14 protein-coding genes and 1 riboswitch are annotated in these 19,029 nt (G+C 30.3%); of the genes, 6 read left to right on the plus strand and 8 right to left on the minus strand.

What is annotated here, in order from left to right; translation table 11 throughout:
- Positions 1-4: 4 nt before the first annotated feature.
- The 7 genes from WG945_RS11040 to pheS all read right to left on the minus strand — a co-directional run bounded on the left by WG945_RS11040 (position 5) and on the right by pheS (position 8,445).
- Positions 5-601: a TetR/AcrR family transcriptional regulator gene (locus tag WG945_RS11040; RefSeq protein ID WP_068447909.1), complete on the minus strand. Its 597-nt coding sequence runs from the start codon at positions 599-601 to the stop codon at positions 5-7.
- A gap of 6 nt (positions 602-607) precedes the next feature.
- Entirely contained in the window at positions 608-2,026 is a 1,419-nt protein-coding gene (locus WG945_RS11045) for an efflux transporter outer membrane subunit (protein WP_068448018.1), read from the minus strand.
- A 1-nt stretch (position 2,027) separates the two neighbouring features.
- Positions 2,028-5,174, minus strand: coding sequence for an efflux RND transporter permease subunit (locus tag WG945_RS11050; protein WP_068447911.1), 3,147 nt, complete (start codon positions 5,172-5,174; stop codon positions 2,028-2,030).
- A 22-nt stretch (positions 5,175-5,196) separates the two neighbouring features.
- Positions 5,197-6,327 carry an efflux RND transporter periplasmic adaptor subunit gene (locus WG945_RS11055; protein ID WP_068447913.1) on the minus strand — a complete coding sequence of 377 codons (1,131 nt, stop codon included), beginning with the start codon at positions 6,325-6,327 and terminating at the stop codon, positions 5,197-5,199.
- 13 nt (positions 6,328-6,340) lie between these two features.
- Positions 6,341-6,844 (minus strand): GbsR/MarR family transcriptional regulator, encoded by a 504-nt coding sequence (locus WG945_RS11060; RefSeq protein WP_068447915.1) that lies wholly within the window; start codon positions 6,842-6,844, stop codon positions 6,341-6,343.
- A 248-nt stretch (positions 6,845-7,092) separates the two neighbouring features.
- Complete coding sequence (locus WG945_RS11065; protein WP_068447917.1) at positions 7,093-7,350, minus strand: hypothetical protein; 258 nt, start codon at positions 7,348-7,350, stop codon at positions 7,093-7,095.
- A 75-nt stretch (positions 7,351-7,425) separates the two neighbouring features.
- Positions 7,426-8,445, minus strand: a complete 1,020-nt coding sequence (pheS, locus tag WG945_RS11070) for a phenylalanine--tRNA ligase subunit alpha (RefSeq protein WP_068447919.1) — start codon at positions 8,443-8,445, stop codon at positions 7,426-7,428.
- Between the two features lie 133 nt (positions 8,446-8,578).
- On the opposite strand from pheS, the gene WG945_RS11075 reads away from it, so the two are divergent.
- The 6 genes from WG945_RS11075 (at position 8,579) to WG945_RS11100 (ending at position 17,020) form a co-directional block, all read left to right on the plus strand.
- Positions 8,579-11,611 carry a PEP/pyruvate-binding domain-containing protein gene (locus WG945_RS11075; RefSeq protein WP_068447921.1) on the plus strand — a complete coding sequence of 1,011 codons (3,033 nt, stop codon included), beginning with the start codon at positions 8,579-8,581 and terminating at the stop codon, positions 11,609-11,611.
- A gap of 176 nt (positions 11,612-11,787) precedes the next feature.
- A complete protein-coding gene (gdhA, locus tag WG945_RS11080; RefSeq protein ID WP_068447923.1) occupies positions 11,788-13,125 on the plus strand; it encodes an NADP-specific glutamate dehydrogenase in 1,338 nt (445 codons plus the stop codon).
- A gap of 352 nt (positions 13,126-13,477) precedes the next feature.
- On the plus strand, positions 13,478-14,833 hold the full coding sequence (gene gdhA, locus WG945_RS11085) for an NADP-specific glutamate dehydrogenase (RefSeq protein WP_068447925.1): 1,356 nt from the start codon (positions 13,478-13,480) through the stop codon (positions 14,831-14,833).
- A gap of 86 nt (positions 14,834-14,919) precedes the next feature.
- Positions 14,920-15,543 carry a LysE family translocator gene (locus WG945_RS11090; RefSeq protein ID WP_068447927.1) on the plus strand — a complete coding sequence of 208 codons (624 nt, stop codon included), beginning with the start codon at positions 14,920-14,922 and terminating at the stop codon, positions 15,541-15,543.
- A gap of 6 nt (positions 15,544-15,549) precedes the next feature.
- Positions 15,550-16,170, plus strand: coding sequence for a glutamate dehydrogenase (locus tag WG945_RS11095; RefSeq protein WP_231874520.1), 621 nt, complete (start codon positions 15,550-15,552; stop codon positions 16,168-16,170).
- 7 nt (positions 16,171-16,177) lie between these two features.
- Positions 16,178-17,020 carry an alpha/beta hydrolase family protein gene (locus WG945_RS11100; protein WP_068447931.1) on the plus strand — a complete coding sequence of 281 codons (843 nt, stop codon included), beginning with the start codon at positions 16,178-16,180 and terminating at the stop codon, positions 17,018-17,020.
- A 44-nt stretch (positions 17,021-17,064) separates the two neighbouring features.
- Here WG945_RS11100 and WG945_RS11105 read toward each other — a convergent pair whose 3' ends face one another.
- Positions 17,065-18,135 carry a DUF5074 domain-containing protein gene (locus WG945_RS11105; protein ID WP_068447933.1) on the minus strand — a complete coding sequence of 357 codons (1,071 nt, stop codon included), beginning with the start codon at positions 18,133-18,135 and terminating at the stop codon, positions 17,065-17,067.
- Positions 18,136-18,255: 120 nt separating this feature from the next.
- Positions 18,256-18,470: riboswitch (cobalamin riboswitch) on the minus strand.
- Positions 18,471-19,029 lie beyond the last annotated feature (559 nt).

The raw sequence follows: 19,029 nt of genomic DNA on the forward strand, positions 1-19,029 counted from the left end.
ATAACTAAGAAAATAATTTGTTTGTGTCTTTGTAATTTGGTGTAATAAAACCTCGTAAACTATTTATAATTAGATGCTCAAAAACAACATCGATACCATAAACTTCAAAAAGATTTTTAGGATTAAAAACAAACTCTTCAATTCTTGTAAAATACAAATCGCAAAACAAATCTATGTTTAAACTTTTGCGAAGATACTCTTTTTCTATAGCGTCTTCTAGCAAAGGTTTTAAGTTATTTTTTATAAAGGTGTCTTTAAAGTTTTTAAAAACAGCATCTGCATTGTGGTAATATTTCTTAATTCCGTATAAAAATGTAGGCTGAAAATAGTTTAAATATTGAAAACTATTTTTCTGAATTAAGATTATCCGTTCTATAGGATCTTCTGTATTTTTTAGAATTTTTTCTACTTCGTGCAGGTACTTATCAACAATAAAACGAGCACCTTTAGAAATAAGTTCATCTTTATTTTTAAAGTGTTTGTAGATGGTTTTTTTAGAAATACCAAGTTCAGAAGCAAGCTGATTCATAGAAAAACGCTTGCTTCCAAATTTGATAAAGTTGGTAATAGAACACTCTAAAAGTTCTTGTTTACTAACCATTTTAGTTTATTTTAAACCACCACCAAGTGCTTCATATAAGTTTACAACAGATTGTAATTGTTGTAATCTGCTACCAATAACTTTAATTTCTGAACTTAAAGCGCTTTGTCTAGCTGTTAATAAGTCTAAATAAGTGGCATATCCGTTCTTTAATAATTCTTCAGAATTTTTTTCTGCCTCACGCAAAGCTTTCACTTCGTTTTGTAAGAATTCATACTTCTTGTTTTCAGAATTGTAAGAATACAATGCATTAGAAACTTCGTTACCTGCAACTAATAAAGTCTTTTTAAAGTTTAGTAGTGCTTGTTCTTGTTGTGCAAGAGCAACTTCTTTTTGTGTTTTTAACTTTCGTTTATTAAAAATAGGTTGTGTTAAACCACCAACAATATTGGCAAATAAAGAGTTTGCATTAAATAATTTATCTAATTCTAAACTTTGTAATCCGCCAGAGGCAGTTAAAGTTAAAGAAGGATATAAACTACTTCTAGCAGCATTTGTCAATTCAAAAGCGCTAATTAATCCATATTCAGCAGCCATCACATCCGGACGATTACTTAATAATTGAGAAGCAAAACCTAATTTCATTTCAGAATTTATAGTTTGTTTGTCTAAATTACTTCTATCAATTTGTTGAGGTGCTTTGCCTAACAAAATACCTAGCGTATTTTCCGCCTTAAAAAGAGCTACTTCTAAATCTACTTCTAATGCTTTTGCATTATTGTATTGTGCAATATTTTGATCTACTGCTACTTGATTTGTTAAACCTGCTTCTTTTAAAGCTTTAATAGTTTCTACTCCTTTTTTTCTTGTTTTAATAGATGTTTTGGTAATTTCTAACTGAGCATCTAAAGCTAAAATAGTGTAGTATGTGCTTGCAATACTAGAAATCAATTGCGTTTTTACGGCTTGATGTCCAGCAACACTTTGTAAATAAACAGCTTGTGTTGCACGTTTATTACTACGTATTTTTCCCCAAATATCTGCTTCCCAAGAAAGGGATGCAGTAACATCCCATTGATCTGTAGAAGTATCCGTTAAAAATGCTCCAAACTGACTGTTTTTAGATAATTCTTGATGTGTAAGATTAGGACCTACACTTAAAGAAGGTAAATACCCTGCTTTTCCTTGTTTAGCATACGCTTCTGCTGCAACTATTTGTTGAATTGCAATTCTAATGTCCATATTGTTTTGCAATCCTTCTTCTATATATTGCTGCAAATAGGTATCTGTAAACAAGGTTTTCCAAGATATATCTGCCATAGATATACTATCTGATGGCAAATTATCTGTTCTGTACAAGTTTTCTGTTTCTTCTACTGTTGGTCTTGTATACTCTTTAGCAACAAAACAACTTTGTAACGTAAAAGCCATTACAGCTAAAACGACTCCTTTTTGAAGGTTTTTGTTTTTTATAATTGATATCATCTTATTCTTCTTCATTTTGTTGAGAAATAACTGCTGGTTTACTAGAAACTTTTTCTTGTAACCATTGAAATAATATAAATAGTATCGGAATTACAAAGACTCCTAAAATGGTTCCTATCAACATTCCTCCAACGGCACCTGTACCGATAGAATTGTTTCCTTCAGATCCAACTCCTTTTGCTAGTACTAATGGCATTAAACCAAGAATAAAGGCAAATGAGGTCATTAAAATAGGACGTAAACGAGATTTTGCTCCATGAATAGCTGCATCTACAATACTTTCTCCATTTTTACGTCTTTGCAGTGCAAACTCCACAATTAGTATGGCGTTCTTGGCGAGCAGACCAATTAGCATAATTAATGCAATTTGGAAATAAATATTGTTTTCTAGTCCAAATAAGTAGGTACTTATATAGGCCCCAAATACACCAAATGGAAGTGAAAACACAACTGCAAATGGTAATAAATAACTTTCATACTGTGCACTTAATAAGAAATACACAAACAAGATACTCAAAGCAAAAATAAATATGGTTTGGCTACCTGCACTTACTTCTTCTCTAGTTAAACCAGAATATGCAATAGTATAATTACTTGGTAATTTAGCAACTTCTTCTTCAATAACTCTAATAGCATCTCCAGTACTAAAACCTTCGTTTGTTGCACCTGTTATAGTTGTAGAGTTAAATAAGTTGAAACGCGTTACCGATTGTGGTCCATATACACGTTCTAATTTTACAAACTGTGTAATTGGTGTCATTTCACCAGAGTTTGTTCTAACATACATGCTATTTAAATCATCTACGGTTGCTCTATCATCTGGTAAAGCTTGAATATATACCCTAAATTGTTTTCCAAATTTTGAGAAATCCGAAGCATATATACCTCCAATATAACCTTGCAATGTTGAGAAAATACTATTAATAGGCACTCCTTTTTCTTTTGCTAAAGGCACATTAATTACCATTTCATATTGTGGATAATTTGTATTAAAAGAAGATTGTGCATATTTAATTTCTGGATGACTCATTAAAGCCATTGCAAATTCTTTATTTGTTTTGTCTAAGTCTTTAAATTCACCTCCAAATTTATCTAGTAAATTTACTTCAAAACCTGCAGAGTTACCAAAACCTCTAATACTTGGTGGCGAGAAGAAAATAATATTTGCTTCTGGTATGGTAGCTGCAATTCCAAATAATTTACCTGTAATTGCTTGTACAGAAGTAGAAGGATCTTCACGTTCTCCCCAATCTGCTAATTTTATAATACCAAAACCGTAATTACTACCAGCTCCACTAATTAAACTTCTACCTTTAACAATGTTAACAGCAACAATTCCATCAATATCTTTAATTTTATTATACAAATCCATAGAAACTGCGTTTGTTCTGTCTAAAGAAGCTCCTGCTGGTAACTCTATATTTGCAAAAAGAATTCCTCTATCTTCATTAGGTACAAAACCGGTTGGTGTTTGTTCTGATGCCCAAAAAATTCCAACAATAGCTAAGACTAATAATAAACCAGATACCCATTTTCTCTTATATAAGAAATGTAGTGATTTTCCATATCTATCAATAGTTGCGTTAAATCCACGATTAAAAAGTGTGTAAAAACGCTTTAAAGGACTTTTACCTTTAATTTCTTCATCTTCTTTATGTGGTTTTAATAATAAAGCACATAATGCCGGACTTAAAGTTAATGCGTTTACTGCAGAAATAAGGATTGCAATAATTAATGTAACTCCAAATTGCTCATAAAAAACTCCTGTTGGTCCAGAGATAAAAGTAACCGGAATAAATACAGCTGCCATTACCAAAGTAATAGATATAATTGCTCCAGAAATTTCATTCATGGCAGTTAAAGTTGCTTTTTTAGCACTCTTTTCTCCTTCATCTAATTTGGCATGTACGGCTTCTACAACCACAATGGCATCATCCACTACAATACCAATTGCAAGTACTAATGCAAATAGTGTTAATAAGTTAATTGAATATCCAAAAACATTCAAGAAAAAGAACGTACCAATAATAGAAACTGGTACAGCTATCGCTGGAATTAAGGTAGATCTAAAATCTTGTAAGAAGATAAATACCACTAAGAATACCAATAAAAAGGCTTCTAATAAAGTATGAATTACTTTTTCTATAGAGGCATTTAAAAACAAACTTGTATCATAAGGAACAAAAATATCTAATCCTTCTGGTAAGTCTTTTTTAACTTCTTCTAAGGTTTCTTTAATGTTTTCAATAATTACTTTTGCATTAGAACCTTTTGTTTGAAAAATCCCCATAAAAACTGCAGGATTTCCTTTACTCATTGCGTTAGACGCATAAGATTGTGCATCTAATTCTATTTCAGCAACATCATTTAAACGAAGAAATTGTCCGTTTCCTAATGCTTTTATAATAACATCACCATATTGTTTTTCTTCTTTAAAACGACCACTATAGGTTAATGTATATGAAAATGATTCTCCACTATTCTCACCTAAAGAACCTGCAGCTGCTTCTAAGTTTTGTTCTGCTAAGGCTGCTGTAATATCTGAAGGAATTAAATTATAAGCTGCTAATTTTTCTGGTTTTAACCAGATTCTCATAGCATAATCTTGTTGAGAGAATACACTAACATCTCCAACACCACTAATACGTTGCATAGCAGGAATTACGTTTATTTTTAAATAATTCTGAATAAAAGTAGCGTCGTAATTGTCGCTTTCAGAATACATAGAAATAAACATCAATGCACTTGTTTCTTGTTTTTGTGTTGTTACACCCGTTTGTACTACTTCTGCGGGTAACAATGGTGTTGCTCTAGCCACACGGTTTTGAACGTTTACGGCAGCAATATCTGCATCTATTTCTTGACTGAAATAAACAGTTATTTCTGCTGTACCTGTGTTAGATGCTGTAGATGTGATGTACGTCATACCTTCTACACCATTAATTTGCTCTTCAATAGGTACAATTACACTTTCTAAAACTGTTTCTGCGTTGGCTCCAGCATAAGAGGCAATTACCTTTATGGTTGGTGGAGCAATATCTGGGTATTCTTCTATTGGTAGGCTTGTAACGCTTATAATTCCAAGCAAAACAATAATAATAGAAATTACGGTTGAAAGAACGGGTCTTTCAATAAATGTTTTTAACATAACTAAATAAGTTTATGGTTTGCTAGTTTTTAAATAAAGTTTCTACAGGTTTAATTGCATCATCAAAAGGAGTGTTTTGTGGTGTAATAACCGTACCACTTCTTAATTTACCAACCCCAGATACTACAATCTTATCTTTTAAATTGATTCCTGATTCAACTATATATAAATTTCCTACTGCTGCTTTTACTTTTATAATTGAAGTTTCTACTTTGTTACCTTCACTTAATTTAAACAACATAATATTTCCTTGTTGTTCATAAGTTGCTTGCTGTGGAACAACAATTGCATCTTCGTAAATTGTTGGAATTTGAATTTTACCACTATTTCCATTTGTTAACAGTTGGTTTGGATTGTTAAAAACAGCTCTTAAACTAACAGTACCTGTATTTTTGTTTACTTGACCTGTGCTTGTTTCTATTTTTCCTTTTTCTGCATAGGTACTTCCATTTGCTAATACTAGATTGATAGCAGAATAATTTGCAAGCTTTTCTTCTAAGTTTTTACCTTCAGCATTTTGTAAAAAGTCTAAATATTCACTTTCGTTTAAACTAAAAAAAGCATACACTTTACTAATATCACTAACTGTTGTTAAAGGAGTAGGATCTGCAGGACTCACTAATGCGCCTTCTCTATAATTAATTGCACCTATATAACCATCTACTTGACTTCTAATGGTTCCGTATCCAATACTTGCAGAAACACTACTATAATTTGCTTTAGCTTGTGCTAAATTTGCTTTCGCAGTTTCTAACTGTACAGCACTTATAATGTTTTTTTCTACTAACGGTATTAATTTGTTAACTTCTACTTGAGCAACATTAATACGTGCTTTTGCTGCACTAGCATCTTGACTTAAAGACTGTGTTTCTAACTTAAATAACACTTGTCCTTTACGTACTTTCTGGCCTTCGTCTACCATTACTTTTTGTACGTAACCAGAAACCTTTGCTCTTACGGCACTATTTACAATACCTTCTAAACTTGTTGGGTATTCATTAAAACTTGTAACAGTTTTAGTTTGCATGGTAACTACAGGAAAAGAAGGTGCAGGACCTTGTGCTGCTGCGGCTGGTTGCTCTTTGTTGGTGCAACTTGCAATTACTAAAAATACACCTAATGATAGTAATGATAATAATTTATAATGTTTCATTTTTTGTCTTGGTTTAAATATCGAATTTATTATTGTCTAGTTTTAATTTTAATTCCTCTACAGAGGATGTAGCTCCGTCTATAAATTTTATATAATCGTCATGAAAATTTAAATCGAATTTTTCACTTTCATTTTCAATTTTATTCTTGTTTATAGTTTCTTTATAATTTTTTATTTCTAAATGCATTTCACGTTCTTCTTTCCACTTATGTATCATACTATCTATATGCTGAAGGACCATTCCTTTATTAAGGATAAAATATTTTTTTCGATCACCTGTTTTTGTGAAATACACTATTTTATGTAAATCTTGTAAATGATTAACGTGTGTAGAAATGGTACTTTTACTTGCACAAAGTATGGTTACCATATCTTCAAAAGTGACTCCTTTTTTACCTGTTAAGATGATGTAAGCTAAAATACGAGCTGCAACAGGTGCTAATTGTTCTCTGTCTTCTATATGCACACCTAGTTTTTCAACCAAGGCCATTTTTATTTTACAGATTTCTTCTTTCATTTTATTTACTTTAAGACTGTTTTTAAAGTAAATTATTTATTAACAGTCAAATTCTTTGCAAAGATATATTTTTAGTTCGGAACAAACCGAACTTTACGAAGTTAATTTTTTGTTAAAGGGAAAAGCCGATAGTAATATCGGTTTTAAATTTTGTAATATGTAAGTTTGAAATGTGTTTACTATCCTCTTTTAGCGGGTAATAACCTGGTTAATAAGTCTTTAAAAAGTTTTCTTTTGCAACTATAGAATTACCAAAGTTTATAAAACTCTTCTTTAGAGATAACATCTCCGTCACATTCATCTATGGTTAATGTGCCTTCACACAAACCACCAAACTCATCTTCTAGATGATCTTCATCATATTTAGTAACTTTTTCGTTTTTGTAAACGGTAATTTGTTTTAAAACTTCATCTGCATCATTGGTTTCAAAATACCAAGTTGAGGTTCCCCAATCTGCATATTCATCATCTCTTTCTTCGTCCCAAAATTGTGTAAAATATTTCATTATCTAAATTATTTTTTACTATTAAAATTCACAATACTGATTATACAAACTTGTTAACTCTTTCCTTGCTAGGTTTTATAAAACAGACTTAAACTGTTCTAAGAAACGTTTGTCGTTTTCATAAAACATTCTAATATCTGGTATTTGATATAATAACATGGCAATACGTTCTATTCCCATACCAAAAGCATACCCAGAATATTTTGTTGGATCTATATTTGCATTTTTCAATACATTAGGGTCTACCATTCCGCATCCCATTATTTCTAACCAACCGGTACCTTTTGTAATTTTATAATCTGTTTCTGTTTCTAAGCCCCAATAGATATCTACTTCTGCACTTGGCTCAGTAAACGGAAAATAAGAAGGACGTAAACGAATTTTAGATTTACCAAACATCTCTTTAGTAAAGTATAAAAGTGTTTGTTTTAAATCGGCAAAAGAAACATCTGTATCAATATATAAACCTTCTACTTGATGAAAAATACAATGCGCTCTTGCAGAAATATCTTCATTTCTAAAAACTCTTCCTGGAGAAATAGTTCTTATAGGTGGTTTATTTTCTTCCATATAGCGTACTTGTACAGAAGAAGTGTGTGTTCTTAATAAAATATCTGGATCTTGTTCTATAAAGAACGTGTCTTGCATGTCTCTTGCAGGATGATATTCTGGTAAATTTAAAGCGGTAAAGTTATGCCAATCATCTTCTATTTCTGGTCCTTCAGAAACGGTAAAACCAATTCTGTTAAAAACATCAATAATTTGGTTTCTTACCAATGAAATTGGATGACGAGATCCTAAATTAATAGGTTCTGACGGACGTGATAAATCTCCATAAAAAGATTTATGACTCGTTGCACTGTCTAAAGACTCGCTTAGTTCGGCAACTTTTCCTTCTGCAGATTTTTTTAAATTATTTAATGCTTGTCCAAAATCTTTACGCAATTCTGCATCTACATTTTTAAATTCTGCAAATAAATCTTTAAGTAAACCTTTGTTACCTAAGTATTTAATTCTAAAAGTTTCAACTTCTTCTTTTGTAGTTGCATTAAATGATTTTACATCACCAATCAGTTCTTTTACTTTATCTAACATTACATACTAAATTAGATGGCGAATTTACACATTTTTATTTTTGTTGAATATAATTTTGAGCTGAATACTTACTTTTATTAATGTTCTAAACTAGAAAATTAATATATTGTAGAATATATTAAACAGCATAAAAATGAAAGAAAATATCTTATCTAATTTAAAATCCTATGCATTTAAAGAGGTAACTTTTGATAAATTAATGCAAAATAGAATTAATAAGGTATTAATTGTTTGTTCTAATTATGATTTTTATATGCTTGAAGAAGATGGTAGAATTGAAGAACGAATTTTTAATGAATACACTTCTTTAAACTTAAGGCATCCACCAAATTTTATTCATGCAAATTCTGCAAAAAGAGCAATTAAAATGATGGAGTCTCATCAAATAGACATTGTAATTACGTGGTTAGATATTGGTAATTATAATGCTTTTGATACATCAAAAAAAATTAAAGAGGCGTATCCTAATGTTCCTATTGCGGCTTTAAGTCATCATTCTTCTCAATTAAGAAGTAAGCTACAAAAAGAAAATACAGATAGTATCGATTTTGTTTTTCATTGGAATGGAAATGCAGATATATTTTTGGCTATCATTAAATTAACCGAAGACAGAATGAATGCTGAGGTTGATATTAATACAGTGGGTGTTAAAGCAATATTATTGGTAGAAGATTCGCTAAAGTTTTACTCTAGATATATTCCGCTTATTTATAAAATTCTTCTTAAACAAACCCAAGGATTAATGTCTGAAGGATTAAATGAGCATAGAAAAATGCTATTAATGCGAGGGAGACCAAAAATTTTATTAGCCACTACTTTTGAAGAAGGTATTGATTTATTTGATACATACAAAGAAAATTTACTAGGCGTAATATCTGATGTTAATTATTTTAAAGATGGTGTTAGAAATAAAGAAGCAGGTTTTTTATTATTAGACTATGTAAGAAAATATAAACGGTATTTTCCTTTTTTAATGCAATCATCTAATGAAAATAATGAAAAACGAACGTTAGAATTAAAAGGTAAATTTTTATATAAACATTCAGAAACCTTGGGTGTTGATATCAAAAATTATATTATAAAATACTTTGCTTTTGGAGATTTCGAGTTTTGGGATCCTACCCAAATGAAAGTTTTAGCAACCGCTAAAGATTTAGGTGAATTTCAAAGAGCGATAAAGAGTGTTACTGAAGATTGTTTGATGTATCATGCTAAAAGAAGTGAGTTTTCTAAATGGTTAAAATCAAGAGCACTGTTTCCTTTAGCAGATTTATTGAGCATTATAGAATATGATGAATTTGAAAGCAATGGTCAAATAAGAGATTTCTTAATTAATTCTATCAAAGCATATTTAGTTTACAGATCTAGAGGTGTAATTGTAAAGTTTAATAAAAATAAATATGATGAGTTTGTTGGTTATGCAAGAATAGGTGAAGGTGCTTTAGGAGGAAAAGCAAGAGGTTTGGCTTTTATAGATTCCTTTTTAAAACGCAATAATTTATATAACAAATATAAAAACGTAAGTATTACCATACCAAGAACAGTGGTAATAAGTACAGAGGTTTTTGATCAGTTTATAGAAACCCATAAATTGATAAAATTTGCAGCAAAATGTACAGATGATGATAAAATATTACATGAGTTTATTTCAAAAGATTTACCAGAATGGGCTTTAGAAGATATTAGAGCATTTTTAAAAACCACGAAATGCCCTATTGCTGTACGTTCATCTAGTATGTTAGAAGATTCTAACTATCAGCCTTTTGCAGGTGTTTTTGCAACGTATATGATTCCAGATTCTGAAATAGACAAAAAAGTTGAAATGGTTTCTAATGCTATTAAATCTGTTATAGCATCTGCTTTTTTTGAAAACAGTAAATCATATTTAAAAGCAATATCACATACTATAGAAGAAGATAAAATGGCTGTAATTTTGCAAGAAGTTATAGGTAAGCCATACCAAGATGTATATTATCCAAATATTTCTGGGGTAGCACGTTCTATTAATTTTTATCCTATTGGAGAGGAAAAGGCAAGTGAAGGAATTGCTAATATTGCTTTAGGTTTAGGAGAAATAATTGTGGGTGGCGGACAAACATTACGCTTTTCACCATCTTATCCAAAAAAAATATTGCAACTATCTTCTCCGGGTTCAACACAAAGAGAAACGCAACAGTATTTTTATGGTTTAGATTTAAATCCTGATAGTTATAAGGTTTCTACTTGCGAAGCCATCAATAAAAAGAAAGTTACCATTAGAAAAGCAGAAAACCATGGATCTTTAAAATTTGTAGCTTCAACTTATGATTTACAAAATAATACCATTAGACCTGGTGTAATGCATGATGGTATCCGTGTAATTACGTTCGATAATATATTAAAATACAATACGTTTCCATTGCCAGAAATTTTACAAGACCTTTTGCGTGTTGGGCAACGAGAAATGAGAAACCCAATAGAAATAGAATTTGCCGTAAAACTAGATGTTCCTGCAGGTAAGCCAAAAGAATTTAGTTTTTTACAAATTAGGCCTATCATAGAAAGTATGGAAACGGTAAGTAAATTGCCTGAAAACTTAGATATTTCTGAAACTATAATTTATTCTGAATCTGCTTTAGGAAATGGTAAATATGAAAACATTTGTGATGTAGTTTATGTAAAACCCGAAACGTTTAATTCGGCAAATACACGAGATATTGCATGTGCGGTTGAAGAAATTAATAAAAAATTTGTAGCACTAGACAAACCCTATATTTTGGTAGGGCCTGGGCGTTGGGGATCAAGTGATTCTTGGTTAGGAATTCCGGTACTTTGGTCTCAAATTTCTGCTGCAAAAATAATAGTAGAATCTGGTTTAAATGATTTTAGAATAGATCCGAGTCAAGGAACCCATTTCTTTCAAAATTTAACCTCTTTTAAAGTGGGATATTTAACTATAAACCCTTTTGTAAAAGATGGCTTTTTTGATGTAGATTATTTAAATAAACAAGAAGCTGTTTTTGAAGATTCTTACCTAAGACATATTTCTTTTAAAAATGAACTAACAGTTATTATTGATGGAGAAAACAATAAAGCGGCTATTTTTAAAGAAGGTATTTCCTTGGGTAACAGTGCTTCAGATGTAGAAGAGTCGTTTGAAGAATTGCCTCCTGAAGGATTTATGTAAAATGTATATATAATAAAAAAACAACTCAAATAATTCAAAAAATATTAAGATTCTTAGAAAATGGATAAATTATTGTTAATTATTAAAAATTACAATAAATATTTTATTTAAAAACAATTTTAAAATGTATTTTTGATGAGTAACATATTCAATAAAGAATTACTAATTATACCATTATGAATGTAAAGGAAATTTTAACAAATTTGGAAACAAAACACCCTGGTGAAAAAGAATATTTACAGGCTGTTAAAGAGGTTTTAGAGTCTATTGAGACAATTTATAATGAAAACCCACAATACGAAGCCGCTAAAATTATTGAGCGCTTAGTAGAACCAGATAGAATTTTAACATTTAGAATTTCTTGGATTGATGATGCAGGACAGGTTCAAGTTAATATAGGTCATAGAGTACAGTTTAACAATGCGATAGGGCCATATAAAGGAGGTATTCGCTTACACCCAAGTGTAAACTTAAGTATCTTAAAGTTTTTAGGATTTGAGCAAATATTTAAAAATGCCTTAACAACACTACCAATGGGAGGTGGAAAAGGAGGTTCAGATTTTAATCCAAAAGGAAAATCAGACACTGAGATAATGCGTTTTTGCCAAGCATTTATGTTAGAGTTATGGAGAATGATTGGGCCAAGTACAGATGTACCAGCTGGAGATATTGGAACTGGTGGTAGGGAAATTGGGTTTATGTACGGTATGTACAAAAAACTACAACAAGAACATACAGGCGTATTTACAGGAAAAGGTTTAAACTGGGGAGGAAGCTTAATTAGACCAGAAGCAACAGGTTTTGGTGGTGTTTACTTTACAAAAGAAATATTAGAAACCAAAAATGATGATTTTAAAGGGAAAACAATTGCACTTTCTGGTTTTGGAAATGTAACATGGGGTGTCGCTTTAAAAATCACAGAATTAGGCGGAAAAGTAGTTACAATTTCTGGTCCTGATGGATATATTTATGATGAAAAAGGGTTAGATGATGATAAAATTAGTTACTTATTACAATTAAGAGCATCTAATAATGATATTGTTTCTCCTTATGTACTTGAATTTCCAGAAGCAAAATTTTATCCTAATGAAAAACCATGGAGCGTAAAATGTGATATTGCAATGCCTTGTGCTACCCAAAATGAATTAAATGGAGAAGATGCCATAAAATTAGTTGCAAATGGTGTACAATATGTAGCAGAGGTTTCTAATATGGGTTGTACTCCAGAAGCTATTCATGCATTTCATAATGCTAAAATTTTATACGCACCTGGTAAAGCAGTAAATGCTGGTGGAGTAGGAGTTTCTGGTTTAGAAATGTCTCAAAACGCCATGAAATTAAACTGGACAAAAGAAGAAGTAGACGAAAAATTACATCAAATAATGCATTCTATTCATACTGCTTGTTTAAAATATGGTACAGAAGAAGATGGCTATATTAATTATGTAAAAGGAGCAAACATTGCTGGTTTTATTAAAGTAGCAGACTCTATGTTAGATTTAGGAGTTGTCTAAAATATTAATTTATTTAAAGTTTAAAACGCATCATTTTTTTGATGCGTTTTTTTTGTTTCTTATAATAAGTTAAAATGCTATTATGTCTGTTTTTGAATACATTTCAATAAATAAAGGAAGGCAAATTTTTACAGATTTTAAATTTGTAATACTCATCAGTAAAAATAAATTTAATAGGGTAATAGTGTCTTAAATAATATGGGAAATAAGGTTAGTGAAATAGGTCTTTTTTTTAGGTTGATAACTTAAGTTTTAAAGGAGTTGGATAAAGAACTTTAGTGCTTTTTAACTTTAAAAATATTCAAAATAACTTATATTTGCTTAGTTAAATGTTTATAAAAGTCAAAAAAAAATGTCTACGAATACAGAGTCCAGAATAGAAGATTTCATGCAGTTGGTTGAACAAAGAAACAGCCATGAAACGGAATTTTTACAAGCAGTGAGAGAAGTAGCCGAAACCTTAATTCCTTTTATTGTTGAAAATAAAAAGTATTACGGAAAAAACCTTTTATTAAGAATGGTAGAGCCTGAGAGATTAATTTCTTTTAGAGTAACATGGACAGATGATAGTGGAGAGATAAGGGTTAATAGAGGGTATAGAATACAAATGAATTCTGCTATTGGACCATATAAAGGTGGTTTGAGATTTCACCCTTCTGTAAATGCTAGTATTCTAAAATTTTTGGCTTTTGAACAAGTATTTAAAAACTCTTTAACAACATTGCCAATGGGTGGTGGTAAAGGAGGTTCTGATTTTGATCCAAAAGGAAAATCTGATCGTGAGATTATGAATTTTTGTCAAAATTTTATGAGTGAATTGCAAAAACATATTGGACAACATATAGATGTACCAGCAGGAGATATTGGAGTTGGCGCAAGAGAGATTGGCTACATGTTTGGAATGTATAAAAAATTGAAAACAGAATTTACAGGAGTTCTAACAGGAAAAGGAGTTGCTTATGGTGGTTCATTAATAAGACCAGAAGCTACAGGTTATGGAAACGTGTATTTTGCAGAAGCTATGCTGAAACTTAAAAACGAATCTTTTAAAGGAAAAAATGTAGTTATTTCTGGTTCTGGTAATGTTGCACAATATGCAGCAGAAAAAGCGATTCAATTTGGAGCAAAGGTATTAACACTTTCTGATTCTGGAGGTTATATTTATGATGAAGATGGTATAGATGCTGAAAAATTAAACCAAGTAATGTATATTAAAAATGAAAAACGTGGTAGAATTAGCGAATATTTAGAAGAATACCCAAAAGCAAAGTATTTTAAAGGAGAAAGACCTTGGTCTGTTAAATGTGATATTGCGTTGCCATGTGCTACTCAAAATGAATTAAATGGAGAAGAAGCAAAAACATTAATAGACAACGGTTGTATATGTGTTTCTGAAGGTGCAAATATGCCTTCTACACCAGAGGCCGTTCATGAATACCAAAAAGCAAAAATATTATACGCTCCAGGAAAAGCTTCAAATGCTGGTGGTGTTGCTACTTCTGGTCTAGAAATGAGTCAAAACTCATTACGATTAAACTGGTCTAGAGAAGAAGTAGACGAAAGGTTAAAAGAAATTATGCAAAAAATACATGATTCTTGTGTAGAGCATGGTAAGAATGAAGATGGAACTGTAGATTATATCAAAGGAGCAAATATTGCTGGTTTTGTAAAAATTGCAGATGCTATGTTAGCACAAGGTGTAGTGTAGAAAAACGCTTATAAGTTACTATATAAATGAAACGTGTCAATTAATTGACACGTTTTTTTGTTTATTTGTCCATATAAAAACAATTTATGAACTTTTTAATTTTTATTTTCTTAGGTTTTGGTGTTGCGGTTTTAGGTAGTATAACACCTAGTTTTTTAAATCTGACTGTAGTTAAATTCAGTTTAAGAAATGGTAAAAAAGCAGCGTTCTATCTTATTGGTGGTTATGCTACAGTTTTATTTTTTCAAGCGAATATAGGTGCTTATCTATCGAGTATTTTAATGGAAAACTCAGAGTATATAACCTTGTTACAAAAGATAGGTACAGGTATTCTTTTGCTGCTATCCATTAACTTTTTTAGACTGTATTTTACGTCAAAAGAAAAGAGGATAAAAGAAGAAATACCTAAATCTAAGGCTTATTTACATGGTATTGGAATGTCTCTTTTAAACACTATTGCAATTCCGTTTTATTTTACAACGATCTCTGTTTTAATAGGGTTAGAATATTTTGAATATTCTTACTTAAATGGATTTTATTTTTCAATTGGTTCTACAATTGGTTCTTTTACGCTATATTCATTATATGCTATTATTGCTAAAAAAATTGAACACAAACTTACTTTTATTGCTTCTAAAATGGATTTTATTTTAGGGTGTTTAACAGGTGTAGTTGCGGTAGGAAACTTCGTTTTTTTACTTTATAAATAATTTATTTTGAATATATTTTTACTTTTTTTCTTCGGATTTATGTTCTCTTTTGTAGGGTCTATTACGCCAAGTATGCTAAATATGACTGCTCTAAAAATTAGTTTAGAAAAAGGGAAATTGGCAGCTAACAAATACGCATTCGGAGTTTCTTTAATGATCATTCCGCAAGTGATAATTGCTGTTATTTTAACCAAATACATTGCGCAAACCCCAACCATTTTAGAAACTATAGAAAAAGCAGGAATCGTTGTTTTTATAGCCTTATCTTACTATTTTTATAACGAATCTAAAAAAGGAAAAATAAAGGTTGATGCAGTAAAAACTAAAAGTATAAATCCTTTACTAACCGGAATTTCACTATCTGTTTTAAACATGTTTGGGATTCCTTTTTTTAGCGGAACCATTATTACCTTAGATGTTTTTAATCTGTTTAGTTTTGATTTTGTTTCTGTGTTCTTCTTTATTTTAGGATCTGTATTAGGTACATTTTATATCCTATTTTTATATGGAAAATTCGCAAAAATAATTCAACAAAAAACAGGGAAGCTAACAAAAGATATCAATTTAATTCTATCAATTATAACAGGTTTAGTAGCTGTTTTTACAGTTGTAAAACTATTTATTTAAAGAGAAAATGAAAATTTTAAAAAACATTATCATTCAAGGAAAACACAGCAAACCAACTGTAACAGATGTGTTTTATAAGGAAGATCAACAACCAAAAAAAGTAGTTGTTTTTTGTCATGGTTACAAGGGATTTAAAGATTGGGGCGCTTGGAATTTATTGGCGGAAACTTTTGCAAAAGCAGGATTTTTCTTTATAAAATTCAACTTTTCTCATAATGGAGGCACTGCTGTAAACCCAATTGATTTTCCGGATTTAGAGGCTTTCGGTAATAATAATTATACCAAAGAATTAGACGATTTAGAAAGTGTAATCGATTGGATTGCTACAAACACCACTTATAAAAATGAAGTAGATGTAAATGATATTTCAATAATTGGACATAGTAGAGGTGGCGGAATTGTGCTACTAAAAGCAAATGAAGACGCAAGAGTAAAAAAAGTAATTTCTTTGGCTTCTGTTTGCGATTTTGGCTCTAGAGGTACAATTACTGACGATTTAGAGAATTGGAAAAGAACAGGTGTAAAATATGTCTTAAACGGAAGAACAAAGCAAAATATGCCGCATTTCTATCAGTTTTATTTAGACTTTAAAGAAAACGAGACGCGTTTAAATATTCAAAAAGCTGTAGCCAATTTAAAAATTCCACAGTTAATAATTCATGGAGATAAAGATACTTCTGTTTCTCTAGATGAAGGTAAAAAAATACATACTTGGAATGGTGAAAGTCAGTTAGAAATCATTAAAAATGCAGACCATGTTTTTAATGTTTCTCATCCTTGGTACAAGGAAAATATGTCTAAAGAATTAGAAGAAGTCGCAGCGCTTTGTGTCTCTTTTTTAAAAAAATAAATCTACAAAGTAATTCCTTGTAGATTTATTTTAGAGTACTGGTTTTAGTTTATAAATTCTTTGTCAGAAAAGTAAAGGTCTATGGGAGATGCTCCTACTTTTGTTACTGTGTTTGCTACAGTTTTATCTAAGTTATAAATTACTAAAACACTATTATCTGGATCCATAAAATCTTCCAAACCAATTACATAAACTTGTTTTGTTTTTGGGTGTTGTTTTACAACAGTGTTTAAGGCAATTCCTTCATTAATTGGTGTTGCAAACTCTTCAATTACTTTCGTTTCTGTATCAAAAGTATAAATTTTTCCAGATGCAGATTCAGACCAAAAAGCATTCGTACTTTCTGAGTTCATAGTTAAAATACTGTTTTTAAATAAATTAATAGCAGTATCTGTTACTGTTACTGTTTCATTTATAGAATAATTTGCATTTAGTTTTGTAAAGGTAGCATCTGTGGCTCTTTTTTCTTTTGCTACCCAAATACTTCCATTTTTATCTTTTAAAAGCCCAGAAATAGCATCATCAAATGTTATTGCAGAAGTAAATTCTTTAGTAGTAATATTCATTACAACTAATTCTTTTCCATCTGCAATTAAAACATTTTCAGCATCTAAAATTAGTGCAGAATTGTTAAAAAGAATTTTATTAGAAACATCAGTTATTGCATCTCCAATACCAGTAGTTGTATTTACATGACAAAGATTATAATTTCTATTTCTTCCTGATCCAGAGGTGTTAATTACCAAACCATCCGTTTTAGAATACATTTGTAAATAGGATGGAGAAGATACGTTAGAAGAAGTTATAGATTCTTCTACTTCTAAATTTTCTGTATTAACTTTAGAAATGTATGAAGGTCCGTTTTGACTTACAATATATAGTTCATTATTGTAGCTAGAAAAAGAAGTGCTTTCTGCATTGTCAAATACATGAACGTTTTGTGTTGCAAGTTGATTTTCGTCTAGAAATGTAATTGCTGTTTTATCACTTTCTAGAGATAAGATAAAAGCATTGTTGTAAGTTGGTAGTGCTTCTTCAAAAACTACATCTTTTTTAGTGCAGGATACAACAAATAATAAACCAATTAAGGCTAATTTAGATAGATAACTTTTCATTATGATTGATTTTAAAATTTTAAAAAACAAAATAGGCAAGTTCTCAACCTTTTATAAAAGTAGAAAAACAGTGCATATAATACATATTTCTTTTTAACTTTTTTCCCGAAAGTTAAAAAAGACGAATATAATTTTTGGCAGGTCTCCTGGCTTGCATTTTGTTAAAACCTTCCCGTCTTTAACTAAGACAGTGGTGTAAGAAATAACGATAATCTAATAATTAGACAATGCTTACAGTTGCGGGAACAGCTCAGGTTTTCTTTTAAAAGTTACCTGATTCCCTTTTAATTTTAATTCAATTTATTGAATATAAAACCAAAAATTTATAGTGTAAAAGTATTTCCTTTTTTCATCTAAAAAAAACTATTTTTAACAAATAATCTAGACTATTTTTAGATCTAAAGTATGGTAACTTCCTTTTAGTAGTAAGTCCTTATTTTTAAGGAATGACGTTAAGAATTTGAGGTGTTTGGAGGTTAGAGAACTTGTTATAAAACAGTACAAATCATGGTTTTAAAATCATTAAAAAAGCAGGCTATTTTTTTATGTTTCTCATCCTTAGAAATATGAAAACATGTCTAAAGAGTTAGAAGAGGTAACAGTAGTTTGTATTGTTTTTTTTAATAATTAGCGATTTATCAATCGCTAAAAAGCTCATTTCGAAATGACAAAGCTAAACGGAATAGAATAAATCTAATTGTCACTTCGAAGTATTGAGAAGTCTCATAACCGTGATGCCATAATACAGCGTTGTTTTATGTAATTGCTTTTTCCGTTCTAAATGACAAAACTGAATCCAAAAAAACATAGAATTTGTCACTTCGAAGTATTGAGAAGTCTCATAACAATGATCCCACAAAACTGAGGAGAAAAACAATCAACTAAAACCTCAAA

Source organism: Polaribacter atrinae, assembly GCF_038023995.1.
Classification (GTDB): Bacteria; Bacteroidota; Bacteroidia; order Flavobacteriales; family Flavobacteriaceae; genus Polaribacter; species Polaribacter atrinae.